13 protein-coding genes are annotated in these 26,424 nt (G+C 57.3%); all 13 read right to left on the reverse strand.

Going from position 1 to position 26,424, the window contains the following annotated elements:
- Positions 1-72 precede the first annotated feature (72 nt).
- The gene (gene rpsG / locus HMPREF2942_RS05475; protein WP_005504941.1) at positions 73-543 is read right to left on the reverse strand and encodes a 30S ribosomal protein S7; all 471 of its coding nucleotides are present in this window, start codon (positions 541-543) and stop codon (positions 73-75) included.
- Positions 543-917 (reverse strand): 30S ribosomal protein S12, encoded by a 375-nt coding sequence (gene rpsL / locus HMPREF2942_RS05480; RefSeq protein WP_005504939.1) that lies wholly within the window; start codon positions 915-917, stop codon positions 543-545. Before rpsL ends, rpsG begins: the two co-directional genes overlap by 1 nt.
- 683 nt (positions 918-1,600) lie before the next feature.
- Positions 1,601-3,637, reverse strand: coding sequence for a neutral/alkaline non-lysosomal ceramidase N-terminal domain-containing protein (locus HMPREF2942_RS05485; RefSeq protein ID WP_246823702.1), 2,037 nt, complete (start codon positions 3,635-3,637; stop codon positions 1,601-1,603).
- Positions 3,638-4,213: 576 nt separating this feature from the next.
- The gene (locus HMPREF2942_RS05490) at positions 4,214-8,116 is read right to left on the reverse strand and encodes a DNA-directed RNA polymerase subunit beta' (protein WP_070688581.1); all 3,903 of its coding nucleotides are present in this window, start codon (positions 8,114-8,116) and stop codon (positions 4,214-4,216) included.
- 110 nt (positions 8,117-8,226) lie between these two features.
- Positions 8,227-11,733: a DNA-directed RNA polymerase subunit beta gene (gene rpoB, locus HMPREF2942_RS05495; protein WP_005504932.1), complete on the reverse strand. Its 3,507-nt coding sequence runs from the start codon at positions 11,731-11,733 to the stop codon at positions 8,227-8,229.
- Between the two features lie 257 nt (positions 11,734-11,990).
- Complete coding sequence (locus HMPREF2942_RS05500) at positions 11,991-13,487, reverse strand: L-serine ammonia-lyase (protein WP_053087935.1); 1,497 nt, start codon at positions 13,485-13,487, stop codon at positions 11,991-11,993.
- A gap of 275 nt (positions 13,488-13,762) precedes the next feature.
- Complete coding sequence (gene gcvT / locus HMPREF2942_RS05505; RefSeq protein WP_049353778.1) at positions 13,763-14,881, reverse strand: glycine cleavage system aminomethyltransferase GcvT; 1,119 nt, start codon at positions 14,879-14,881, stop codon at positions 13,763-13,765.
- Positions 14,882-15,053: 172 nt separating this feature from the next.
- Positions 15,054-17,894, reverse strand: coding sequence for an aminomethyl-transferring glycine dehydrogenase (gcvP, locus tag HMPREF2942_RS05510; protein ID WP_070633776.1), 2,841 nt, complete (start codon positions 17,892-17,894; stop codon positions 15,054-15,056).
- 286 nt (positions 17,895-18,180) lie between these two features.
- Positions 18,181-19,401: an MFS transporter gene (locus HMPREF2942_RS05515; RefSeq protein WP_005504924.1), complete on the reverse strand. Its 1,221-nt coding sequence runs from the start codon at positions 19,399-19,401 to the stop codon at positions 18,181-18,183.
- A 30-nt stretch (positions 19,402-19,431) separates the two neighbouring features.
- Positions 19,432-20,265 carry a respiratory nitrate reductase subunit gamma gene (gene narI / locus HMPREF2942_RS05520; protein ID WP_070642956.1) on the reverse strand — a complete coding sequence of 278 codons (834 nt, stop codon included), beginning with the start codon at positions 20,263-20,265 and terminating at the stop codon, positions 19,432-19,434.
- A gap of 26 nt (positions 20,266-20,291) precedes the next feature.
- Complete coding sequence (gene narJ / locus HMPREF2942_RS05525) at positions 20,292-21,032, reverse strand: nitrate reductase molybdenum cofactor assembly chaperone (protein ID WP_005504922.1); 741 nt, start codon at positions 21,030-21,032, stop codon at positions 20,292-20,294.
- A 3-nt stretch (positions 21,033-21,035) separates the two neighbouring features.
- Positions 21,036-22,649: a nitrate reductase subunit beta gene (gene narH / locus HMPREF2942_RS05530; protein WP_005504921.1), complete on the reverse strand. Its 1,614-nt coding sequence runs from the start codon at positions 22,647-22,649 to the stop codon at positions 21,036-21,038.
- Positions 22,649-26,368, reverse strand: a complete 3,720-nt coding sequence (locus tag HMPREF2942_RS05535; protein ID WP_070688582.1) for a nitrate reductase subunit alpha — start codon at positions 26,366-26,368, stop codon at positions 22,649-22,651. The genes narH and HMPREF2942_RS05535 overlap by 1 nt, the downstream gene beginning before the upstream one ends.
- Between the last annotated feature and the right edge of the window lie 56 nt (positions 26,369-26,424).

Raw genomic sequence — 26,424 nt, forward strand, 5'->3', positions numbered from 1 at the left:
GTTATTCTCCCTAAATGAGATACTCCGAAAGCCTGCCGACTCGAATCGACTCGGCAGGCTCTAAACGGAGAATTACCAGCGGTAGTGTGCGAAGGCCTTGTTGGACTCGGCCATCTTGTGAGTGTCCTCGCGACGCTTCACAGCGGCACCGAGACCATTGGATGCATCCAGGATCTCGTTCATCAGACGCTCAGTCATGGTCTTCTCGCGGCGCTGCTTGGAGAAGCCAACGAGCCAGCGGAGAGCCAGAGCGGTGGAACGGCCGGGGCGAACCTCAACCGGAACCTGGTAGGTTGCACCGCCGACGCGGCGGGAGCGAACCTCGAGAGAAGGCTTGATGTTGTCCATAGCCTTCTTCAGGGTTGCGACCGGGTCAGAACCGGTCTTCTTCTCGACGCCCTCGAGGGCACCGTAGACGATGCGCTCTGCGACGGACTTCTTGCCGTCCAGCAGAACCTTGTTGATCAGCTGGGTGACCAGAGCGGAACCGTAAACAGGATCGTTTACGAGGGGACGCTTGGGAGCGGGACCCTTACGAGGCATTACTTCTTCTCCTTCTTAGCGCCGTAGCGGGAGCGAGCCTGGCCGCGACCCTTAACACCCTGGGTATCCAGAGCGCCACGAACGATCTTGTAGCGAACACCGGGGAGGTCCTTCACACGACCACCGCGAACGAGCACGATCGAGTGCTCCTGCAGGTTGTGACCCTCACCGGGGATGTATGCGGTAACCTCGACGCCGCCGTTGAGCTTGACACGAGCGACCTTACGCAGTGCCGAGTTCGGCTTCTTCGGGGTGGTGGTGTACACACGGGTGCACACGCCACGCTTCATGGGGTTGCCCTTCAGTGCGGGCGCCTTGGTCTTAACGACCTTGGGAGTCCGGCCCTTACGGACCAGCTGCTGAATAGTAGGCACGTTTTCTCCGTTGCTTGATCAGGTTTCTCGTTAGAGAAGCCCGTATAAACTTACTGGCCTCCATCACGTTGGATGGGTGCTCTCGGTTATCAGAAACGCTCGGATGCATATCCGGTTGGTTTCTATAGGTTCCTCGACATCTCGGCGAGTTCTCAGGGCTAAAATTCCCCACCATCAGAGGTGAAAAAGTTTTTGGGCACGCTTAAAAATGGCATTTAGGCGTCAGCAAAAAGCAACGCCAAAGGACGGTATCCATACTGCCATTGATTCATCATGCCCGTGCCCTCGGGAAATATCCCGCGTAAACCCACCGGGGGTGGATCCTTGTGCACCGAGCTCAAGTACTTCGGATAAGACTATACAGGTTAAATCCCGCTTAATCTAGCGCCAGAGCGGGGATTCTTTGCTTTTAAGCCCCCATCTAAGGGTAAAAGCTAATGATTTGCCTCACTTAAATTACATCTTTGGGATTTACCACTCCCCCACTACCTCCTCCACCATCTCTGTTTCTCTTGTCTCCTTGACACAATTTAAAGCAGAAGACCGTCAAGAACCCTCTCGACGATTCTTGGCGACCTCAACAGATACGAGAGGCGAGCGCATATCCGCACCCGCCTCCCGCAAGAGAGTATTCAGTTATAGGTCCGCCACAGCAGCTACTGGACTACGCCATCTGGAAGAGACTACGCCACCTGGAAGACTCGAGTCTGACCCTCAAACGGGGTGATAGTCTTCGAATTCTTCTTAGCATTGCCGTAGTAGCGGATGCGGTACTGCCCCTTAGGAGTATTAGCCGGCACCTTCCAGCGAACCGTCACCTGAGACGCCGAAACACCAATTCGCTTCCATTCAAAGAAGGTATCCGGGTTGTTATCGGCGGTGTAGTACTTCCAGGTATTACCCACACGACGCTCAATCACGAAGTAGCTACCGTCGTGATGCATGTTGTTATTCGGGTGAGCACCAGCAAAACGAGCAGTCACCTCTTCGCGGCCGGCAATAGCGTCCTGAGGCTGCTGAGTGACCTGACCGTAACGCACACCGAACATGGGGGTATCGTAGACGACCTTACCCTGCAGACTCGCTACCGGGCGACGATCATTCGGACGGTCACCAATACTCAGAGGGGTACCGTTCTTCAGCGAGGTTCCGACAATGTTAATGGTCTGGCGGAACGCGCTGGAGGTGTAACGACCGAAGAGGGTCGCACCACCTTCATACTGCTGAGAGTCATACTCCTCAGGAGTCGTCACGTAGTGGTCGTAGGCATTGGTGTAGCCCTGCAGAATAATATGCGATTCGGGAACACCAAAAAGCTTGGCAGCATCCTGGCGGTACTGCACACCCACCGCGCCGGTGAACTCACCGGGCATACCCAGCAGGTAGTAGTCACCGAAGCGCATAATCTGCACCGGATACTTTTCCTGAATGATCGTTCCATTTTTTGCAGAGAAGAGAATACCCTTCGGCTGCTGGCAACGCGCCTGCGCGGCGCTCGGAGTGAACACCAAAGTACCCAGAATAGAGGGGCGACCAGAGCCTTCCTTATAGGCATCCCAGCCACCGCCGCCATCCTCAGTGGAGCCGGCACCAAACGAAGTACCCAGGAAGCCCTGGCAGGTGCGCTCATTATGGCCGCTACCGGTGTACTTGGCATCCACGTTCATGCCCGAGAAATTGAAGTACGAAATACGCGAATCCAGACCCTTACCCACCGGAGTACCCGCACTCTTGAGCTGAGAACGCACAGCATTAGCCTGCTTCTCGCCCTGAATCTTCACATTCTTGAACTGGTCATTAGTGGGACCCTGACCAGGCTTCAACCAGGTATTCGGGGAAACATCACCGGCATTAGCATTCGCAAACGCCGCAACGAAACCATCGCCGCTACCGGGAACATTGCGGTCAACGCCGTGATCCTGAGTCTCCAGCAGATACTCCGCGTAACCCTTGTTATCGCTCGAAATCAGAGTATTCTTCGAGGTCAATGACGTCGGGTGAATCGCATACCAGTTCAGCACCGCGCGAGTCTTACCGTTACGCTCCAGACGCAGAGTCATATTGGTCGGATCGGTACCGCCGGGCAACTTAGAACGCAGCTGAGGAGAATCCAGGTTAAACGCCTCGCGGGAACGGTTAGCACCAACACCGGTCAGCTTCGAAGACGAAATCGTCAGGTTACCCGGAGCCAGATCCTTAGTTGCCTCGCGGATTGCCTTCAGCGAACCGTTCACCTGAGCGTTGAACGTATCCTGATGGAAGCCCAGGGTCGTAATGTTGTACAGGCTCTGGTGCGTAATACCACCGGGGGTCGCGTGGGTGTGAGTCGCGGTAATCATAATGTTCGACTCATCGTACGCGGAGCCAAACTCTGCACGGATACGCTTGACCAGTTCATCACGCAGTGACTGCCAGCCAGTCAGAGAGTCCAGGACAACAATGAGGTTGCGCTTACCGGAGGCGCGATCCACCGCGATAAAAGCGCGAGCATACTGGCGAGTATGCACACCACTACCCTTCTGAGAAGAGTCACCATAGCCCATGAAGCCAACTTCACCGGGCTCACCGGTAATATCCGCCGCACCCGCACCTACCAGGTAGGGGGTAGCACTAGCGCTCTGAGAAGCAGGGGCCGCGGTCGCAACCTGACCGGCGGGAAGAATTGCGGAAGCCGCAATAAGGCATGCTGCACCAATGCGAGCAAGAGAATGGGTAGGCACCTTAAAACGCGAAAAAACAGAGGAGCGCTTTTGCTCCCCTGCAGACAAAGAGGAATTCTGTTCAGACATCTGAGATTGAGATGCTCCGGAAGGCAGTCGGGTGCCACTAGTAGTCACCCGTCCGGAAGTGATTGGAGTGATATGCATGCCTTCAAGAATAGAACCTAGCCAAAAGGCTTTCCAGTTGAATTAGCATTGTTCAAATCAAGAACATTTGTTCCATATATACCCCAAAGAAAAACGAGTGGATATTCTATATATTGCAGTCCTAGTGCGGTTTCTAGGGAGATTTAGAATATTTGACCGCCATCTAATTTCTTGCGCAGTCAAGCAATTTTCTCATCATGAAAAATGATGCACTCCAATGATTTTTTTATAAATAAATTCACCCACTAGGCATAAAATCTACAACCTCACATTGAAGGGTAAAGAATATTAAAGCCACACTTAAAAGAAACCTCCACCTCCTCATGAAACAAAAACGCGGATACCCGAGACAAACTCGAGTATCCGCGTTCTTTATCAAGGACCAGGCCGGGAGCCTAAACCCCCAACCTACCCCTCACGGCAGAAGCCTTAGTCCAGACCACGACCGTACTCATCCAGCGAAACAGCCATAAAGCCGCCGTTGCCGTAAGTGTACACCTCGTTATCCATCTGGAACGCGCTCTGGTAGCCACCGAAAGTGTCCAGAGCCTGCATACGCTCAGCAGTAGCCTGGGCGCTGGGCTCAACCTCAATATCGTTGTAACGTGCCAGACCGGTACCGGCGGGAACCAGCTTACCGATGATCACGTTCTCCTTCAGGCCGAGCAGCGGGTCAGTCTTCGCCTCCATAGCAGCCTGAGTCAGGACGCGGGTGGTCTCCTGGAAGGAGGCCGCCGACAGCCAGGACTCGGTAGCCAGCGAAGCCTTGGTAATACCCATCATTTCCGGACGACCAGCTGCGGGCTTCTTGCCCTCAACCAGTGCCTTACGGTTAGCAGTCTGGAAAGCAATGTTATCAACCAGCTCACCAGGCAGCAGATCGGTATCACCGGACTCAATCACGGTCACGCGACGCAGCATCTGGCGAACAATAACCTCAACGTGCTTGTCGTGGATTTCCACACCCTGCGACTTGTACACGCCCTGAACCTCGCTCACCAGGTGCTTCTGAGCCTCACGAGGACCACGAATACGCAGAACCTCCTTCGGATCAACAGAACCGGTAGCCAGCTGATCGCCAACCTGAACGTGATCGCCGTTCTGCAGCTTAGAAGCCGCACGACGCAGAACAGTGTAGGACTGGGGCTCGGAACCATCGTCCGGGGTCACCACAATCTTGTAGGACTTCTCGGTATCCTCAATGGTCACGCGACCAGACACCTCAGAAATCGGGGCAACACCCTTGGGGGTACGAGCCTCGAACAGCTCCTGAATACGGGGCAGACCCTGAGTAATATCGTCAGCCGAAGCCACACCACCGGTGTGGAAGGTACGCATGGTCAGCTGGGTACCGGGCTCACCAATCGACTGAGCCGCAATAATACCAACAGCCTCACCAATGTCCACCAGCACGTTCGAAGCCATCGAACGACCGTAGCACAGTGCACACACACCAATAGCGGACTCACAGGTCAGAACCGAACGGACGCGAACATCCTTCACGCCTGCCTTGAAGAGCTTCTCAATGAGCTCATCAGAGACATCGGAACCAGCAGCAGCCAGAACGTTGCCAGCCTCGTCCTTCACGTCAACCGCAAGGGTACGACCGTGAATCGAAGTCTCAACATCCTGGTGCAGACCGCCATCCTCATCAATCAGAGGCAGAACCAGACCGCGGCGAGTGCCACAGTCGTGCTCGCGAACGATAACGTCCTGCGAAACGTCCACCAGACGACGAGTCAGGTAACCCGAGTTAGCGGTACGCAGCGCGGTATCAGCCAGACCCTTACGTGCACCGTGGGTCGCGATGAAGTACTCCAGAACCGACAGGCCCTCACGGTACGAGGACTTAATCGGGCGAGGCATAATCTCACCCTTCGGGTTCGACACCAGACCACGGATACCCGCAATCTGACGGACCTGCATCCAGTTACCACGTGCACCGGAGGTCACCATACGGTAAATGGTGTTCAGACCACCGTGAGAGCTCAAGTTCTCACGCATAGCCTCTGCAACCACGTCGGTAGCCTCGGTCCAAACCTTAATCAGCTCCTGACGACGCTCTTCGTCATCGATGGTACCGATCTCGAAGTCATCCTGAATTGCAGCAGCCTGCTTCTCGTAGCGCTCCATAATTGCCGGCTTCTCAGCGGGAGTAGCAATATCGGAAACAGCCACGGTCACGCCTGAACGAGAAGCCCAGTAGAAACCGGAGTTCTTCAGGTTGTCCAGAGCACGAGCCACAACATCCATCGGGTAACGCTCAGCCAGATCGTTAATCAGGCTACCCAGGCCCTTCTTATCTGCCACACCGGAGAACCAGGGGTAATCCTTCGGCAGAGCCTGGTTGAACAGAACCTGACCAACGGTGCAGTCCAGCAGCACGGGGTCACCAGCCTTGTAACCCTCAGGAGCTTCCCAGCCCTCAGGAGCAACAAACTGGTCACCTTCAAGGCGAATCTTCACCTTGGTGTACAGCTCAATCTCGTGACGATCCATCGCCATCAGAGCCTCAGACACCGAAGAGAATGCGTGACCCTCGTTCTTCTGACCCTCGCGAGGAGTAGTCAGGTGGTACAGACCAATGATCATATCCTGCGAAGGAACAGCCACAGGGCGGCCATCCGACGGCTTCAGGATGTTGTTCGAGGACAGCATGAGGATACGAGCCTCAGCCTGAGCCTCGGGAGACAGCGGCAGGTGAACTGCCATCTGGTCACCGTCGAAGTCAGCGTTGAACGCGGAGCAAACCAGCGGGTGTAGCTGAATAGCCTTACCCTCAACCAGTTTCGGCTCAAACGCCTGAATACCGAGGCGGTGCAGGGTAGGTGCACGGTTCAGCAGAACCGGGTGCTCAGCAATAACCTCTTCCAGAACGTCCCAAACCTGCGGGCGGAAACGCTCAACCATACGCTTAGCGCTCTTAATGTTCTGAGCGTGGCTCAGCTCCACCAGACGCTTCATGACGAAGGGCTTGAACAGCTCCAGCGCCATCTGCTTGGGCAGACCACACTGGTGCATCTGCAGCTGAGGACCAACCACAATCACGGAACGACCCGAGTAGTCAACACGCTTACCGAGCAGGTTCTGACGGAAACGGCCCTGCTTACCCTTCAGCATGTCAGACAGAGACTTCAGGGGGCGGTTACCGGGGCCGGTCACCGGGCGACCGCGACGACCGTTATCGAACAGCGAGTCCACAGCTTCCTGCAGCATACGCTTCTCGTTGTTCACGATAATCTCGGGAGCACCCAGCTCCAGCAGACGCTTCAAACGGTTGTTACGGTTAATCACACGACGGTACAGGTCGTTCAGGTCGGAGGTCGCGAAACGGCCACCGTCCAGCTGAACCATCGGGCGCAGTTCCGGCGGAATAACCGGAACAACATCCAGGACCATACCCAGCGGAGAGTTGTTAGTGGTCAGGAAGGCGTTAACAACCTTCAGACGCTTCAGAGCGCGGGTCTTCTTCTGCCCCTTACCGGTCTGAATAATCTCCTTGAGAGCCTCAGCCTCAGCCTCCAGGTCGAAGGACTCCAGACGCTTCTTAATAGCCTCTGCGCCCATAGCGCCCTCAAAGTACAGGCCGTACTTATCAATCATGGAACGGTACAGAGCCTCATCACCCTCAAGGTCAGCGACCTTCAGGTTCTTGAAGCGATCCCACACACGATCCAGGTGCTCAGCCTCACGCTCGTAGCGCTTACGCACCGACGCGAGCTGACGCTCAGCGTTATCGCGCAGCTTACGCTTCTCAGCAGCCTTGCCGCCCTCAGCCTCAATACGAGCCAGCTCCGCCTCAACCTCACGGCTGATAGCGTTCACGTCAGCGTTCAGAGCAGCCTCAAGCTCCTGCTTCTCACGATCGTGAGCAGCCTGCAGCATCGGCAGATCCTCGTGACGAGCCTCCTCGTCAACCTTAGTGATCATGTACGCAGCGAAGTAAATGACCTTCTCCAGGTCCTTCGGAGCCAGATCCAGCAGGTAACCCAGGCGGGAAGGAACACCCTTGAAGTACCAAATGTGGGTAACAGGAGCAGCCAGCTCAATGTGACCCATACGCTCACGACGTACCTTAGAGCGGGTCACCTCAACACCACAGCGCTCACACACAATGCCCTTGAAGCGCACGCGCTTGTACTTACCGCAGTAGCACTCCCAGTCCTTGGTGGGGCCGAAGATACGCTCGTCGAAGAGGCCGTCCTTCTCGGGCTTCAGGGTACGGTAGTTGATGGTCTCGGGCTTCTTAACCTCACCAAAAGACCAACGACGGATGTCGTCGGCGGTGGCGAGGCCAATTCGCATCAAACCAAGCGAAGATTCGTTGGACATATCGGTCCTAATCTCTTTCTGTAAGTTTCTGAAGACTTGGGTTAGCGGGCGGGAACCCCACAACGCACGCGAGCGCATGCGGGGCTCCCCACCCTAGAAGGAGGCGGTGCTTATGCCTCGTCGACGGAGCTAGGCTCGTCGTGGGTCAGGCTCACGCCCATATCTTCTGCTGCCCGGAAGCCTTCTTCCTCCGAGTCGCTCATCTCAATAATCTTGCCGTCGGTGGAGAGCACCTCGACGTTCAGGCACAGAGACTGCATTTCCTTGATAAGAACCTTGAAGGATTCGGGGATACCCGGCTCAGGGATGTTCTCGCCCTTCACGATAGCCTCGTAAACCTTCACACGGCCCGCCACGTCATCGGACTTGACGGTCAGGATTTCCTGCAGGGTGTATGCAGCGCCGTATGCTTCCAGCGCCCACACTTCCATCTCACCGAAGCGCTGACCACCGAACTGCGCTTTACCACCCAGAGGCTGCTGGGTAATCATCGAGTACGGACCGGTGGAACGAGCGTGAATCTTGTCATCCACCAGGTGGTGCAGCTTCAGGATGTACTGGTAACCAACCGAAATCGGGTCCGGGAACGGCTCACCGGAACGGCCGTCAATCAGACGTGCCTTACCGGAACGGTTGATCAGACGGTCACCATCGCGGTTCGGGTTCGAGTGGTCCATAAGGTCGAACAGTTCGTCCTCGTGGGCACCGTCGAACACCGGGGTTGCGAGGCGGGTCGGGCCGGATTCCTTCGGGAAGTTCGGCATGTGCTTAAGCCACTCGGGCTCGCCCTCAATCTTCCAACCCTGCTTAGCCAGCCAACCGGTGTGGACTTCCAGAACCTGACCAATGTTCATACGACCGGGCACGCCCAGCGGGTTCAGGATGACGTCCACGGGGGTACCGTCTTCCAGGAAGGGCATATCCTCGATCGGCAGGATCTTGGAAATAACACCCTTGTTACCGTGGCGGCCTGCAAGCTTGTCGCCGTCGGTAATCTTACGCTTCTGAGCCACGTACACGCGGACCAGCTGGTTCACGCCCGGGGGCAGATCGTCCTCATCGTTGTTCTCGCGGTCGAAGATACGGATACCGATGACGGTACCGGACTCGCCGTGAGGAACCTTCAGGGAGGTGTCGCGAACCTCGCGAGACTTCTCGCCGAAGATTGCGCGCAGCAGGCGCTCCTCGGGGGTCAGCTCGGTCTCGCCCTTGGGGGTGACCTTACCGACGAGGATGTCGCCAGCCTCAACCTCAGCACCGATGTGGATGATGCCGCGCTCGTCCAGAGCCGAGAGAACATCCTCGGACACGTTCGGAATGTCGCGGGTAATCTCCTCGGGGCCCAGCTTGGTGTCGCGGGCGTCAATCTCGTGCTCCTCAATGTGAATCGAGGTCAGCACGTCCTCAGAAACCATGCGCTGGGAGAGGATGATTGCATCCTCGTAGTTCAGGCCTTCCCACGGCATGTATGCCACGAGCAGGTTCTTACCCAGTGCCAGCTCGCCACCGTCGGTGGAGGGGCCATCAGCAATAACGTCGCGGTACTCGACGCGCTGGCCTTCCTTCACCACAACGCGCTGGTTGTAGCAGTTACCCGGGTTCGAGCGGGAGAACTTCATGATCGGGTAGGTGGAGACAGAGCCGTCGTCGTTACGGACGATAACGGTCTTAGCGTCCACGGAGGAAACCACACCGGGCTTCTTCGCGAGCACGGAGTCACCGGAGTCCAGTGCTGCGTACTTCTCCATACCGGTACCAACCACGGGAGCCTCAGACTCCAGCAGGGGCACAGCCTGACGCTGCATGTTAGCACCCATCAGTGCTCGGTTAGCGTCGTCGTGCTCCAGGTAAGGAATCAGAGCGGTAGCAACAGACACCATCTGGCGCGGGGAGACGTCCATGTACTGAACGGCGCCGGGAGCAACCAGAACAGCTTCGCCAGAACCATCGCCCGCACGGCAGAGAACCTCGTTCTCAGCGAAGGTGCGGTCAGCGTTCAGCGGTGCGTTTGCCTGTGCGATAACAACAGACTTCTCGTCGTCAGCAGTCAGGTAGCGGACCTCATCGGTCACGCGGCCATCAGTCACCACGCGGTAGGGGGTCTCAATGAAACCGAAGGAGTTGATGCGACCGTAGGTTGCCAGCGAACCAATCAGACCAATGTTCGGGCCTTCAGGGGTTTCAATGGGGCACATACGACCGTAGTGCGAGGGGTGGACGTCTCGAACTTCCATGCCTGCACGGTCACGGGACAGACCGCCCGGGCCCAGTGCGGACAGACGACGCTTGTGGGTCAGACCTGCCAGCGGGTTGTTCTGGTCCATGAACTGCGACAGCTGAGAAGTACCGAAAAACTCCTTGATAGCCGCCACGACGGGGCGGATGTTCACCAGGGACTGCGGGGTGATAGCGTCCACGTCCTGGGTGGTCATGCGCTCGCGAACCACGCGCTCCATACGGGACAGACCGGTACGGATCTGGTTCTCAATCAGCTCGCCCACGGTGCGGATACGACGGTTACCGAAGTGGTCGATGTCGTCGATATCAATCTTGAGGGAGATCTCCTCGCCGTCACGGACGCCGGGGATGCTGGTCTCGCCTGCGTGCAGAGCGCAGAGGTAACGAATCATCTGAGCGATGTCGTCCTGGCTCAGAACGGAAGCCTCGGGAGAATCCATGGGAACGTCCACACCGAGCTTACGGTTCAGCTTGTAACGGCCAACCTTCGCCAGGTCGTAGCGACGCGGGGTGAAGTACATGTTGTCCAGCAGAGCCTGGGCAGCTTCAACCGTCGGGGGTTCACCCGGACGCAGCTTGCGGTAGATGTCCAGCAGAGCCTCGTCGCGGTCCTTGACGGAGTCCTTCTCCAGGGTTGCGCGGATGGAGTCGTACTGACCGAACTCAGCCAGGATCTTGGACTCGGTCCAGCCCAGAGCCTTCAGCAGAACAGTCACGGACTGCTTACGCTTGCGGTCCAGACGCACGCCAACCTGGTCGCGCTTATCAATCTCAAGCTCGAACCATGCACCGCGGGAAGGAATCACGCGGGCAGAGTAAATGTCCTTATCGGAGGTACGGTCCGGAGCCTTCTCGAAGTAAGCACCGGGGGAACGCACCAGCTGAGAAACGACCACACGCTCAGTACCGTTAATAACGAAGGTACCGGCCTCGGTCATCAGGGGGAAGTCACCCATGAACAGGGTCTGCTGCTTGACCTCGCCGGTAGCGAGGTTCATGAATTCAGCCTTAATGTACAGCGGAGCCGAGTAGGTTGCGTCACGGTCCTTGCACTCCTCAACAGAGTACTTGGGGTCAGCAAACTCAGGCTCAGAGAAGGAGAGCTGCATAGTCTCCTGGAAGTCACGAATCGGGGAGATTTCTTCAAAAATCTCAGCCAGACCGGACTGAGCGGGGACAGAAGTGTCACCAGCAGCCTGCGCCTTCTCCAGACGCTCCGCCCAGCGCTCGTTACCAACGAGGCGGTCGAAGCTATCGGTCTGGATAGCAAGCAGGTTGGGAACCTTCAGCGGTTCGTTAATCTTCGCGAATGAAATTCGGCGCGAGACGTTCTCTGCGCCGTTAGCGGCGTCATGGTTAGAGGTGCTCGAAGCGACCAAAATGGGGATCCTTCCACAGACATGTCTGTTAGCAATCAGCCTCCCGGCGACATTACCGGCGACACGACAACCTCAGCCCCCGAATAAAACGGTGCTCGAAGCTATAGAGTCGGACGGAAAAACGTCACCTTCAGCCCGTGCCCACCGCTATATGAAGGCACAAAGGTTAGGGAAAGCGTAAATACTAACGATACAGGAAGAAAGCCCTTCTGTCTACCACACCCTCATCAGGAGTGCAAACCTGCCGCAGCGTGCACCTAGCATTCCACCACATTCACAGCCAAACCACCCATGGACGTCTCCTTATAACGGTGAGACATATCCAAACCGGTCTGACGCATCGTCTCAATCACCTGATCCAACGACACACGGTGCGTACCATCACCACGCAACGCCATACGAGCCGCCGTCACAGCATTCGACGCAGCCATCGCATTACGCTCAATACACGGAATCTGCACCAAACCACCCACCGGGTCACACGTCAGACCCAGGTTGTGTTCCATCGCAATCTCAGCCGCATTCTCGACCTGCTCGGGAGTACCACCCATCACCTGCGCCAAACCAGCAGCAGCCATCGAGGAGGCACTGCCCACCTCACCCTGGCAACCCACCTCAGCACCAGAAATCGACGCGCGCTTCTTATACAGCACACCCACAGCAGCAGACGCCAAGAAGAAATCAACAACCGCCTGATCACGAGCAGCCTGACCGCAATGGCGGATACCCTGCGTGTAATTCATCGCGTAATGCAGCACCGCAGGAATAATACCCGCAGCACCATTCGTCGGAGCAGTCACCACACGACCACCAAAAGCGTTCTCCTCATTGACCGCCAAAGCAATCAGGTTCACCCAGTCAATAGCGAACTCAGGAGACTTCGAAGGATCCTCCACCATCAAATCACGATGCCACGCACCCGCACGGCAACGCACCTTCAGAGGCCCCGGCAAATAACCCACACGCGCCAGAGAAGAGCCAATGCACTCCTTCATCACACGGTAGATATGCAAGATGCCATCACGGACCTCCTGCTCCGAACGCAGAGAACATTCATTCGTCATCTTCAACTGCGCAATCGACAGACCAGACTCATTCGCCATCTCCAGCAGCTCAGTAGCCGAACCAAACGGATACGGAGGGTTCATCAGTGACGCACCGCCGGTCGCCTCCTCATCACCCTCAACAATGAATCCACCACCAATCGAATAGTAAGTGCGCTCCAACAGCAGCTGCTCACCCGCAAACGCCGCAATCTTCATACCGTTCGTATGGCGCGGAAGAACCGTCAATGGACGCAGAGTCATATCCAGCTCACGGTAATTCACCACCGGGCCGTACACCTTCTGCTCCTCACCACCGGGCGCAGTCACACCGTACGCAGAGGACGGATAACCAGCAAGCGGCAAAGTACCATCCACGCTATTGCGCTCAATCATCGCCTCAGAATCAGCAATATTGATCGTCTCAGGCACAAAACCGCACAGACCCTTCAACGCCGCGCTCATCGTGCCGTGACCGGCACCCGTAGCCGCCAACGAACCATAAAGATCCACGTGCACACCCGTCACACGATTCAGCAGGCCCTCATCAATCAGCTCCGCCACAAAACGATTCGAAGCACGCATCGGACCGACCGTATGCGAGCTCGAAGGACCCACGCCAATGCTGAACATCTCAAAAACACTGATGTCATACGGCAGAGCCTCTGCCTTCTTCTGCACGCTACTGGGCGCGCTCTGGTTAATAGCCACGTTCTGTCCTTCAAATAAAAATGTCTGTGCACCGCACCAAAAGATACGCGCCCCTCAACGGAGGAACCACACATCAATCTGCGGTCTATAAGTGCGGACAATCACCCTTGACTGGCCGCTCTAATCCTAACGCACTTCAGAACCAGCACAAACTAAGGCTCAGAACACCTCGCGCTCTCCCCCACCGTTCAATGCCCACCTCACGGCGCAGAAAAGGCGCCGTGCCCACACAGGACACGACGCCTCTACCCTACAGATTACCTGCAGAAAAACTCTTACTTCTCACGCTTGTAGAACGGCAGAGCCACAACATCAAACGGAGCACGCTTACCGCGGATATCAACATCCACAGTAGAACCAACCTCAGAGAATTCACGGTTCACCAGCGCCATAGCAATCGGGAAGCCCAGAGTCGGGGAAGGAATACCGGAGGTAACCTCACCAATCTCATTGCCCTCAGCATCCACCAGCTTAGAACCGGCACGAGCAGGACGCTTCGCCTGAGCCTTCAAACCAACCAGGATGCGCTTCGACTCGCTCTTAGCCAGCTCAGTCAGAGCCTCACGACCAACGAAGTCAGCCGCCTTCTTCTCCAGAGCAATCTCGACCAGACGGCCCAGACCGGACTCAAACGGAGTAATCTCAAGACCCAGCTCATGACCGTACAGCGGCATACCAGCCTCAAGACGCAGGGAGTCACGAGAAGCCAGGCCGGCAGGAATCATACCGAAAGGCTCACCAGCAGCAGCCAGCTTATCCCACAGCTCAACAGCGTTCTCATTCGGAACGAACAGCTCGAAGCCGTCCTCACCGGTGTAACCGGTACGAGCCAGCAGAACATCAACACCGGCAACAGTCAGCGGCACCGAAGCGTAGTACTTCAGCTCGCGGACAGCCTCCTCATCAGAAACACCAGCGGCCAGCAGAATCTCCTCAGCACGAGGACCCTGAACAGCCACCAGGGAAGTCTGATCCGACTCGTTCACGAACTCAACGTTGAAATCGCCCAGGCGCTCGCTCATCGCAGCGAAGTCAGTGTCAATGTTCGAAGCGTTCGGAACGACCATGAACTCCTCATCGCCCAGACGGTAAGTAATCAGGTCGTCAATCACGCCGCCCTTGTCGTTGACCAGGATCGAGTACTTTGCCTTACCGACCTTCAGGATGGACATGTTCGACACCAGAGCGTAATCCAGGAACGCACCCGCATCCGGACCGGTCACACGGAACTCACCCATGTGGGACAGGTCGAAAATACCGGCACGAGTACGGACAGCCTCATGCTCAGCAACGTCATTAGCGTACTTCAGGGGCATATCCCAGCCGCCGAAGTCGGTGAAAGAAGCGCCAAGCTTCTCGTGGACAGAGTACAGAGAGGTCTTCTTGGGGGACATTAGATTCTCCTCACGCACAGCCTTGTGCTGTTATCGTTCAATCGTCGTAGATTTAGTTCACCCCCACAGACACGAGATACGCTGCGGAGGCGACCCCCACCCGCCCCCAGAAACCTGAGGACGGGTGAGGCAGGTAGACCGCTACAGCCTACCCAGGAGCGTTACAGGCTCCTTATGCTTCCAGGTCGAAAGCCTCCATCGGGGGGCATTCGCACACGAAGTTACGGTCACCGCCAGCGCCATCAATACGACCCACCGAGGTGAAGTACTTGTTAGCGCGCAGGCTCGGGACAGGGAAAGCTGCCTGAGTACGGCTGTAGGGGCGATCCCACTCATCAGCGCTCACCACATCAACGGTGTGCGGTGCGTTGCGCAGAACCGAATCATCCACAGCGACCTTGCCCTCAGCCACCTCGATAATCTCGTCGTAGATGGTCTCCATTGCCTCAATGAAGCGGTCCAGCTCTTCCTTCGACTCAGACTCAGTCGGCTCAACCATCAGGGTGCCCGGAACCGGGAACGCCAGAGTCGGAGCGTGGAAGCCGAAGTCCATCAGACGCTTGCAGACGTCCTCAGCAGTCACGTGAGACTGATCGGTCAGCTGACGCAGGTCCAGGATGCACTCGTGAGCGACCAGACCGCCGGGGCCGGTGTACAGCACCGGGTACTTGTCGTTGAGCTTCTTCGCAATGTAGTTAGCGTTCAGAACCGCGTACTGCGAAGAGTCCTTCAGACCCTGAGCACCAGTCATCGCAATGTACATCCAGCTGATCGGCAGAACGCCGGCAGAACCGAAGAACGCCTGCGAAATCGGCAGTGCAGCATCGTTGGGGAGCTTACCCTCAGAGTCAGCGCGGTATGCGTCGCCGGGCAGGAACTTCGCCAGGTGCTCACGAACAGCCAGCGGGCCAACACCGGGGCCGCCACCACCGTGAGGAATGGAGAAGGTCTTGTGCAGGTTCAGGTGCGAAACGTCGCCGCCGAACTTACCGGGCTGAGCGAAGCCCATCTGAGCGTTCAGGTTCGCGCCATCCACGTACACCTGGCCGCCAGCCTCGTGAACCAGCTGGCAAACCTCAGCAACCTGCTCCTCAAACACACCGTGGGTGGAGGGGTAGGTAATCATGATGCCGGCAACCTTGGGACCGTACTTCTCGATCTTGACCTTCAGGTCATCAACATCAATCGAGCCGTCAGCCGCAGTTGCCACACCGGCAACCTTCAGACCAGCCAGAGCAGCAGATGCCGCGTTGGTGCCGTGAGCAGACAGCGGAATCAGGACGGTATCGCGCTCGTGGTCACCGTTAGCCTCGTGGAAGGAACGGATAGCGCGCAGACCAGCGTACTCACCGGTTGCACCCGAGTTCGGCTGCAGGGACACAGCATCGTAACCGGTAATAGCAACCAGCCACTCAGTCAGGTCCTTAATCAGCTCGTGCCAGCCCTCAGCCTGATCCTCCGGGACCAGCGGGTGAATGTTCGCGAACTCAGGCCAGGAGATGGGCTCCATCTCAGCGGCCGCGTTCAGCTTCATAGTGCACGAACCCAGCGGAATCATGGTGCGGTCAAGTGCCAGATCCTTGTCAGCGAGGTGACGCAGGTAGCGCATCATCTCGGTCTCGGAACGGTACTTGTGGAAAATCGGGTGCTGCATGTAGTCATCGGTACGCAGCAGCTCAGCGGGCAGATCGTACTGTGCATCTGCCTCGCCCAGGGTGCCGCCCAGAGCCTCGACCAGACCCTTGAGCAGTTCCTCACCGTGAGACTCGCCCACGGAAATACCAACACGGTTCTCGTCGAAGCGGCGGATGTTCACGCCAGCGTCCAGAGCCTTCGCAACCAGCTCGTCGGCACGGCCAGCAGCCTCCACCACAACGGTGTCGAAGAAAGTATCGTGAGCGATACCGTAACCCGCAGCCTTCAGCGCGGTAGCAACACGAGCGGCGTTGGTGTGCAGGCGGTTCGCGATAGCGCGCAGGCCCTCAGGACCGTGGTACATCGCGTAAGCGCCAGCAACAATCGCCAGCAGAGCCTGAGCAGTACAAATATTGGAAGTAGCCTTCTCACGGCGGATGTGCTGCTCACGAGTCTGCAGAGCCAGACGGTACGCAGGCTTACCGGCAGAGTCCTTAGAAACACCCACCAGACGGCCAGGCATGGTACGCTCCATACCCTTGTGAACAGCCATGTACGCAGCATGGGGGCCACCGAAGAAGAAGGGCAGACCGAAACGCTGAGTGTTACCCACAGCGATATCAGCGCCCAGCTCACCCGGGGACTTCAGCAGGGTCAGAGCCAGCAGGTCAGCGACCACAGTGACCAGGGCGTTACGCTCCTTAGCGGCCTTAATCAGCGGCTCAATATCGCGGATATCGCCTTCATTGCCGGGGTACGCCAGGACGATACCGTACAGGTCACCCTCGGGCAGACCCTCAGAGAAATCAGTAATGACGAAGGGAATGCCGAGCATCTCTGCACGGCCGCGAGTCACCGAAATAACCTGAGGCAGGCAACGGGAGTCAATAGCAAAGAAGCCGTTCTTCACCTTGCGGTTTGCACGGTACATCATGACAGCTGCTTCAGCCACTGCTGACGCCTCATCCAGCAGGGAGGAGTTTGCAATCTCCAGGCCGGTCAGCTCCATCACGGTGTTCTGGAAGTTCAGCAGAGCCTCCAGACGACCCTGAGAAATCTCAGCCTGGTACGGGGTGTAAGAAGTGTAGAAACCGGGGTTTTCCAGAATGTTACGGCGCAGAACTGCGGGAGTTACTGCATCGTAGTATCCGGCACCAATCATCTGGGCGAGAACCTTATTCTTCGCAGCATAGCCGGCGATCTTTGCCTGAGCCTCATGCTCCGACAGCGGAGCAGGCAACTGCAATTCGCCGTCAAGGCGAATCTGGGAGGGGACGACAGCGTCCATCAGCGCATCCAGGGAAGAGTATCCCAGGGTTTCGAGCATCTGCTCTGCGTCTGCGGAACGGGGGCCGAGATGACGATCAATAAAGGACATAGGATTCTCCTATTGGTCGGCGCAAACCGTAGAGGGGTCACGTCGCGCTATTGCGACGAGTCGAACACTTTAAAGTGTCCCACATCTCCACAAAGTTTCGCTAGCTTTACCAACATTCGACATGCCCAAACATCAAACTCTTCTGCCCCGCCAAAGCCCACCCCTGTCAGACGACAAAACAGCAAAAAAGCACAAAGTCCGGCTCGTTCCCTCCGAAGAGAAAACGAGCCGGACTGAGTCAAAGCAAACTTCGCATACATCCTGCAGAAGGATGTACTAGAAGAACCTACTTAGCGTGGTTGGGCTTGCCACCGTGCGGCACCAGGAATGCCGACAGGAAAGCCAGAGCCGCAGTCACAGCCAGCAGCATCAGACCGATGAAGTAGTTGTTCTCAGCCTGGTTGTAGGTTGCACCCATCACCAGCGGCGGGAAGAAACCACCCAGAGCGCCAGCAGCAGCAACCACACCGGACACCGCACCAACGTTCTTCGGATCAGCCGCACGAGCCACCCAGCCGAAGACCGAGCCGTGGCCCAGACCCAGAAGAGCAGCCATCAGGATGAAAACAGCACCATACACGTGCTCAGCATCAGGCTGGAACGCGGTAATAACTGCCAGGATCACCACACCACCCAGGGAGATGAGGGTGATAATCTTCGGACCGAACTTATCAGCCAGCACACCACCGAAGGGACGAGCAATCACAGCAGCAACCGCAAAGCCAGCCGCACGCATACCAGCGTCGTTAGCGTTGAAGTTGTAGATGTTGCTCAGGTAAGTAGGCAGGTAGTTCGAGAATGCCACGAACGCACCGAACACAACAGCGTAGAGGAAGCACAGCTGCCAAGTGGTCTTCACCTTGAATGCCTGAACAATCTTCGGCATCAGCGGAGTAACCTCACGGCCGATGGTTGCCGGGGAATCCTTCAAGAAGAAGAAAGAGATAGCAGCGGTTACAGCACAGATAACAGCAATCAGAACGTGAGTCTGGAAGTAACCAATACCCTGCACCAGGCGGGGGGTAGCGAATGCAGAAATTGCAGTACCCACCATGCCGGCACCGAACACACCGGTCGCAAAACCCTTCTTGGAAGCGTCATACCATGCGGAACTGAAGGGAATACCCACAGCGAACACGGTACCCGCAATACCCAGGAAGAACGCCACAACAAGCAGCATGGGCAGCGAGTTCATCTGACCAGCAACACCAACCAGGAAGACCAGGGGTGCGCTAATCGCCAGAACAGCGGTGAACATAATACGACCACCGTAGCGGTCAGTCAGACCACCAACGGGAATACGGCCGATAGCGCCGATGAAAATCGGCATAGCAACCAGAAGGCTGGTCATACCAGCGTCCAGGTGCATCTGCTTTGCGTACATCTTGGCCAGCGGGCCAACAACGGTCCACGCCCAGAAACCAATGGTCGAGGCGAAGGTTGCAAGCAGAACGTTACGGAGCTGACCATTCTTCAGGTCGTAGCTCGGTGCAGCAGGGGTGCTCATATTTCCTCTTTTGCAATATGGATATGTGTATTAGCGGTCGGCGCGCTCACGCGGGAGAGTACCAACCGGATCCCAACCTCGACGTGCACCAACACGCTGGCCGCCACGAGAGCGGTACACGGTGTAGGGGCGGAAGAGGTAGTGCAGAGGCACAGTCAGTGCATGCACCAGGCGGGTAAACGGCCAAATGATGAACAGAACCATAGCCACCACGATGTGAATCTTGAAAGCCACAGGAATATTCACCATCAGAGCCACCTCAGGGTGGAAGTAGAACAGCGAACGGAACCACACAGAAATGGTCTCACGGTAGTTGAAGTGAACCTCGTGACCATTCACCGGAGGCAAACCACCCGAGGGGTTCACTGCCGAAATTAGAGTAGCCGCAGTACCGGCGAGAATCACCAGAACCAAAACGACATACATGAAAACGTCATTACGAGTGGTAGCCGAACGCACACGAGAGTTCGAAACACGGCGACCAATCAGAACAAACATACCAACAATGGTTGCGACCGCAGCAACAGAACCGCCAGCCAGCGCCACAATGTGGTAAGTGTCCTCCGAAATGACCAGGTCGGTGAATGCCTTAGGCACCAGCAGACCACCAACGTGGCCAAGGAAAACGGCCGCAAGACCGTAATGGAACAGGGGCGAAGCGATGCGCAACAGCTTCGATTCATAGACCTGGGACGAGCGGGTAGTCCATCCGAACTGGTCAGTACGGTAACGCCAAATGGTGCCACCAATCAGAATGACCAGTGCAACATAGGGCAGAACGCCCCACAGCAGGATGTCAACAATACCCGGATCGGCTACAGCCTGTGCAGCATGTCCTGCGTTCTCAGAAGCAAGTACGTACACGTGTTGTCTCCTCACAAGGGATAAAACTAGTTAGAACGAGCCGAAGCCTGCTGGAGCAGCTGATGATCAGCGTAGCCATTCAGGCCAACAGTCTCGACGGGAGGGCCGTAGCCAGCCATCTTCTGGACCTCCTCCTGAGTCTGCGGAGAGACGCCAGGAAGGGTATCGCAGATGCTCTGCAACAACCCGTAGTGGGGCAGATTTCCGTCCTTCATGGACAGACGAAGAAGCTCAAGGGACGGACGGTACGCCTGCAAAGCGGAACGTCCCTTACGGCGATCCACCAACGCACAGAACTCCAGCACCAGCGGCAGGTAGTCCGGAAGCTCACCATTCAAAACGGTCAACATACCGGAGTCGCGGTACATCTGCTTAAAACGCAGGAGCGTCTCACCACGGCGGCGGGTATCACCATCGGTCCAGTAGGACAGATGCAGAGAATGACGACGTGAAAGGTCGTACTCCTGCACGTACTCGGACTGCACATCCTCCAGGTCCTTAGAAGTCAGCCACTGCTGAACCGCATCAACGGCAGCAATGAAAGCCTCATCCTGGGTGGAAGCGGTAATCTCCACCAGTTCAGGCAGAACCTTCAGAGTCTCCTCATCGGGGTAGCCCAGGAGCATACCGCTCACCTGGTAAATCACCGAGTCCTTATCCTCGCCGGGACCGTAATCGATATCAAACGGGTTCTCCGGCTGAGCCGGCTCCGAGACAGTAGCCTCGGAACCGGCCTTGCCCATGAGCTTGGAAAAGAATCCAGCCACTTATTACTTCTTTCCGGTGGTATTCGGGAAGAGGCCGTCAGGACGGGAAGAACCGTCCCAGCTGAACAAGCTGACCTTGTTGTTAGCCTCGTAGACACCGGTGGACACGGGGGTCGGGCGACCCTCCATGTCGTTGAACGCATCGCCGTACATGCCGGGTCCGCCATCCACGCTCAAGGAGCAGCCCATTTCCTCAAGGTTGTGGGCGTCTTCCATGTGAGCCTTCGGAATGACGTAACGCTCGTTGTACTTAGCGATAGCCATCAGGCGGTACATCTCGTACACCTGCTGACCAGTCATGCCAACTGCCTGAGCAATCTCCTCGTTGCCTTCGCCACCGAGGTTGATGTCACGCATGTACGAACGCATCGCAGCCAGGCGGCGCAGAACGTTAGTAACAACCTCAGTGTCACCAGCGGTGAACAGCTCAGCCAGGTACTCAACCGGAATACGGAGAGACTCAATAGCGCCGAACAGGTTGTTGCTGTTCTCTGCATCGTGGCCCTGCTCCTTGAGCAGGTCAACAATCGGAGACAGCGGCGGCACGTACCAAACCATCGGCATGGTGCGGTACTCGGGGTGCAGGGGCAGAGCCACCTTCCACTCCTTCGCCAGCTTGTACACGGGCGACTTCTGAGCTGCAGTAATCCACGCATCGGGGATGTCGTTCTTACGAGCCTGCTCAATCACAGCCGGATCCGAAGGATCAAGCATCAGCGACAGCTGAGCCTCGTAGAGATCCTTCTCATCCTCGACCGAAGCAGCCTCAGTCACGCGGTCTGCATCGTAGAGGAAGATACCGATGTAGCGCATACGACCAACACAGGTCTCAGCACACACGGTCGGAATACCAGCCTCAATACGGGGGTAGCAGAAGGTACACTTCTCAGCCTTACCCGTCTTGTGGTTGAAGTACACCTTCTTGTAGGGGCAGCCGGTGATGCACTGACGCCAACCGCGGCAACGGTCCTGGTCAACCAGAACGATACCGTCCTCAGCGCGCTTGTAGATAGCGCCGGAGGGGCAAGAAGCCATGCAGGAGGGGTTCAAGCAGTGCTCACAAATACGAGGCAGGTAGAACATGAAGGTCTGCTCGAACTCGAACTTAATCTTGTCCTCTGCCTTCTTGCGAACCTTCTCAACCAGCGGGTCCAGGTGACCGTACTCGGTCGCACCAGCCAGGTTGTCGTCCCAGTTCATACCCCACTCGACCTTGGTGTCCTCACCGGTGATGAGGGAGACCGGCTTAGCAGCCGGGAAGTCATCACCCAGAGGAGCACTGGTCAGGTTCTGGTAATCGTAGGTCCAGGGCTCGTAATAGTCGTTCAGCTCGGGCTGAATCGGGGAAGCGAAGATCGTGAAGAGCTTCTGGAAGCGGTTACCGCTCTTGAGCTCCAGACGACCGCGCTTGTTCAGCACCCAGCCGCCCTTCCACTTCTCCTGATCCTCGTAACGGCGGGGGTAACCCTGACCGGGACGAGTCTCAACGTTGTTGAACCAGACGTACTCGGTACCGGCTCGGTTCGTCCATGCCTGCTTACAGGTCACGGAGCAGGTGTGGCAGCCGATGCACTTATCGAGCGCCATCACCATAGCAACTTGTGCCATAACGCGCATTAGAAAGTTACCTCCTGGGACTTACGGCGACGGATGTACGAGACGATGTCTCGCTGGTTACCGGTCGGTCCAAGATAGTTGAAGGCGAACGCCTGGTGAGCGTAGCCACCAATCATGTGGGTGGGCTTCAGAAGAATACGGGTCACCGAGTTGTGAATACCACCGCGCTTACCGGTGACTTCAGACTTCGGGCTAACCATACGCTCCTGAGCGTGGTAGACGTAGCAAACGCCCTCGGGCATACGGTGCGAAACAACCGCACGGCCGACGAAGACACCATTGGTGTTCACACACTCAATCCACTCGCCATCCTTGACGCCAATCTTCTCAGCGTCCTGCGGGCTCATCCATGCAGTCGGACCGCCACGGAACATGCTCAGCATGTAGTGGTTATCGAAGTACTGCGAGTGAATTGCCCACTTGTTGTGCGGGGTCAGGTAGCGAACAGCAACCGAAACACCATCGGTAGTACCGAGCTCAGGCTCGTTGTACAGGCCGGTCATATCCAGCGGCGGACGGTAAATCGGCAGAGCCTCGCCCATTTCGTGCATCCAGTCGTGGTCGAGGAAGAAGTGCATACGGCCGGTCAGGGTGTGGAACGGCTTCTTCTTCTCGATGTTGACGGTGAACGGAGCGTAACGGCGACCACCGGTCTCCGAACCGGACCACTCGGGGGAGGTCATCACGGGCTGCGGTGCGGCCTGGGTCATGGGGAAGGTGATACGACGTTCCTCGTTACCTTCTGCCAGGTCCATCAGGTGCAGACCGGTCTGCTTCTCAAGCTCCTTGAAGCCCTTGACAGCGACCTCACCGTTGGAGGTACCGGAAATCATGAGGATTGCTTCAGAAATCTTCACGTCGGTATCCAGTGCCGGACGGCCTGCGCCCTTACCGGAGTCCATCACACCGAATTCCTTAGCCATCTTCGCGACTTCGTCCTTCAGGTCGTAAGTGATGAACTTGGTGGTTGCACCGAGCTTATCGAACAGCGGGCCAACGGTGGTGTACATGTCGTACAGTGCGCCGTAGTCGCGCTCGACGGTGACGAAGTTCGGCATGTTCTTGCCGGGTACGCCCACCATACCGGGGGTGTTCTTCCAGTCGGGTGCGTGACCGCCGGGCTGAGCAATCTGGCCGGGGGTGTCGTGCAACAGCGGGACCGAAACGATGTCCTTACGGACGCCGAGGTGCTTCTTAGCCAGGCGGCTGAACTCAAACGCCAGTGCCTTGAAGGTCTCGTGGTCGGTCTTTGCCTCCCACGGCGGGTCAATTGCCGGGGAGAACGCGTGCAGGAACGGGTGCATATCGGTCGAGGAGATATCGTGCTTCTCGTACCAGGTAGCAGTCGGCAGAACGATGTCAGACAGCAGGGTCGTGGAGGTCATACGGAAGTCCGAGGTGACCAGCAGATCCAGCTTGCCCTGAGGCGCGTCGTCAACCCACTTCACTTCGTTCGGCAGCTTCTCCGAGTCGGAGCCCTGGACGTTGTCCATGCTACCGACCAGGTGCTTCAGGAAGTAGCTCTCACCCTTAGCGGAGGAACCGAACAGGTTCGAACGCCACAGGGTCAGGGTACGAGGCCAGTTGACGGGGTTGTCAACGTCCTCAACGGAGAACTCCAGGTCACCGGAGTTCAGGCGCTGTGCAATGTAGTCCGCGTTCGAGGAAGCCTCGCCGCGTGCCACTGCCTGCTCTGCCTTGTCTGCCAGATCCAGCGAGTTCTCGGGGAACTGCGGGTAGAACGGCATCCAGCCCATACGGGTAGAACGTGCCACAACGTCAGCAGTGTGAACGTCGCGCAGCTCGCCCTTAGCCAGCGGGGACTGCAGGTAGTCGGTGGAGTACGCGTCCTGACGGAACTGGTCAGTGTGCATGTACCAGAAGCCGGTACCGATCATGTGACGCGGCGGGCGGCTCCAGTCCAGAGCGTTCGCAATGTTGGTCAGACCGGTCAGAGGACGTGCCTTCTCCTGGCCCACGTAGTGAGCCCAACCGCCACCGTTGCGGCCCTGGCAACCGGTCAGGTTCAGCAGAGCGAGGATAGCGCGGTAGGTGGTGTCAGCGTGGTACCACTGGCAGATACCTGCACCGAAGATGACCATGGAGCGACCGCCGGAATCCAGGGCGCTCTTGGCGAACTCGCGGGCAACGCGAATAACAGCCTCGGCGGGGACAGAAGTAATCTGCTCCTGCCATGCCGGGGTGTTCTGAACGTTCCAGTCCTCGTAGTCCTTAGCCCAGGTACCGGGCAGACCCTCACGGCCCACACCGTACTGTGCCAGCATGATGTCGAAGACGGTAGTAACTTCGTGACCATCAACGTAGGTTACGGGCACGCCGCGGGTAATGACGTCGCCGTGGCCCTTCGGGTTGTCGAAGGTCGGCATCTTGATCTCTGCAGCTGCAGTCTGGCCCTGAGGCAGGTCGCGAATCGACAGAATCGGCTTACGACCCTGCAAATCCAGGTTCCACTTGCCCTGGTCTTCCTGAGCGTAACGGTGACCCATGGTGCCGTTGGGCACGAAGACCTCGCCGGTCTCGCGGTCCATCAGAACGGGCTTGAAGTCAGCGTTCGGCTGCTCAGCCTCGCCAGCGAGCTTAGCTGCAGTCAGGAACTTGGAGGGAACCTTAATGCCGTCTTCACGGGTTTCCAGGGTGACCAGGAAGGGAAGGTCGGTGTAGGTCAGGGAGAAGTCCTCGAAGAACTCGACACGCTGGTCGACGTAGTTCTCCTTGAGGATGACGTGGCCCATCGCCATTGCCAGTGCCGCGTCGGTACCTGCCTGGGCGGGCAGCCACTCGTCAGCGAACTTGGTGTTGTCGGCGTAGTCGGGGCTCACGGTGACAACCTTGGTACCGCGGTAGCGGACCTCGGAGACCCAGTGAGCATCCGGGGTACGGGTCAGCGGAACGTTTGCACCCCACATGATGAGGTATGCAGCGTCCCACCAGTCGCCGGACTCGGGAACGTCGGTCTGGTCGCCGAAGACCTGCGGGGAAGCCACGGGGAGGTCAGCGTACCAGTCGTAGAAGCTGGTCATGACGCCACCGGCCAGCTGGATGTAGCGAACACCCGCGCTGAAGGACGCCATGGACATTGCCGGAATCGGGGTGAAGCCGGTGTTACGGTCGGGGCCGTAGTACTTGATGGTGTGCACGTGAGCAGCAGCCATCAGCTCGAGAGCCTCAGCCCAGGTCGAGCGCACCAGACCACCCTTACCACGTGCGTTCACGTAGCGTGCACGCTTGGCGGGGTCGGACACGATGGAGTGGAAGGCGTCCACGGGATCGTTGTGGATTGCCTTCGCTTCGCGGTACATCTCCAGCAGGAGACCGCGAACGTAGGGGTACTTAACGCGAGTGGGAGAGTAGGTGTACCACGAAAATGCTGCACCGCGGGGGCAACCGCGGGGCTCGTACTCGGGGCGGTCGGGACCAACCGAGGGGTAATCGGTTTCCTGTGCTTCCCAGGTGATAATGCCGTCCTTGACGTACACCTTCCAGGAGCAGGAGCCGGTGCAGTTCACGCCGTGGGTAGAGCGAACTTCCTTATCGTGGCTCCAACGGTCGCGGTAGAAGGCGTCACCTTCGCGGCCGCCTTCACGGAAGACGGCGCGGCCGTCTTCAGTCTCATCCCAGCGGGAGAAGAACTTACCGAACTTGATCAGCTGATCGGTAAGGGGGCCATCCGGGCCCTTAATCTGTGATGCTTGTTCCATACTGCCCAATATATCGGAAATTTGGCATAGAAAATACGAGATAAAAACCTTGCCTA

Source organism: Rothia sp. HMSC071C12 (assembly GCF_001813895.1).
Lineage (GTDB): Bacteria > Actinomycetota > Actinomycetes > Actinomycetales > Micrococcaceae > Rothia > Rothia mucilaginosa.

What these genes read in the sequence shown, in the direction of transcription:
- rpsG (WP_005504941.1), bottom strand. Translation starts at nt 543, where the DNA reads ATGCCTCGTAAGGGTCCCGCTCCCAAGCGTCCCCTCGTAAACGATCCT.
- HMPREF2942_RS05490 (WP_070688581.1), bottom strand. Translation starts at nt 8,116, where the DNA reads ATGTCCAACGAATCTTCGCTTGGTTTGATGCGAATTGGCCTCGCCACC.
- gcvT (WP_049353778.1), bottom strand. Translation starts at nt 14,881, where the DNA reads ATGTCCCCCAAGAAGACCTCTCTGTACTCTGTCCACGAGAAGCTTGGC.
- gcvP (WP_070633776.1), bottom strand. Translation starts at nt 17,894, where the DNA reads ATGTCCTTTATTGATCGTCATCTCGGCCCCCGTTCCGCAGACGCAGAG.
- HMPREF2942_RS05515 (WP_005504924.1), bottom strand. Translation starts at nt 19,401, where the DNA reads ATGAGCACCCCTGCTGCACCGAGCTACGACCTGAAGAATGGTCAGCTC.
- narH (WP_005504921.1), bottom strand. Translation starts at nt 22,649, where the DNA reads ATGCGCGTTATGGCACAAGTTGCTATGGTGATGGCGCTCGATAAGTGC.
- HMPREF2942_RS05535 (WP_070688582.1), bottom strand. Translation starts at nt 26,368, where the DNA reads ATGGAACAAGCATCACAGATTAAGGGCCCGGATGGCCCCCTTACCGAT.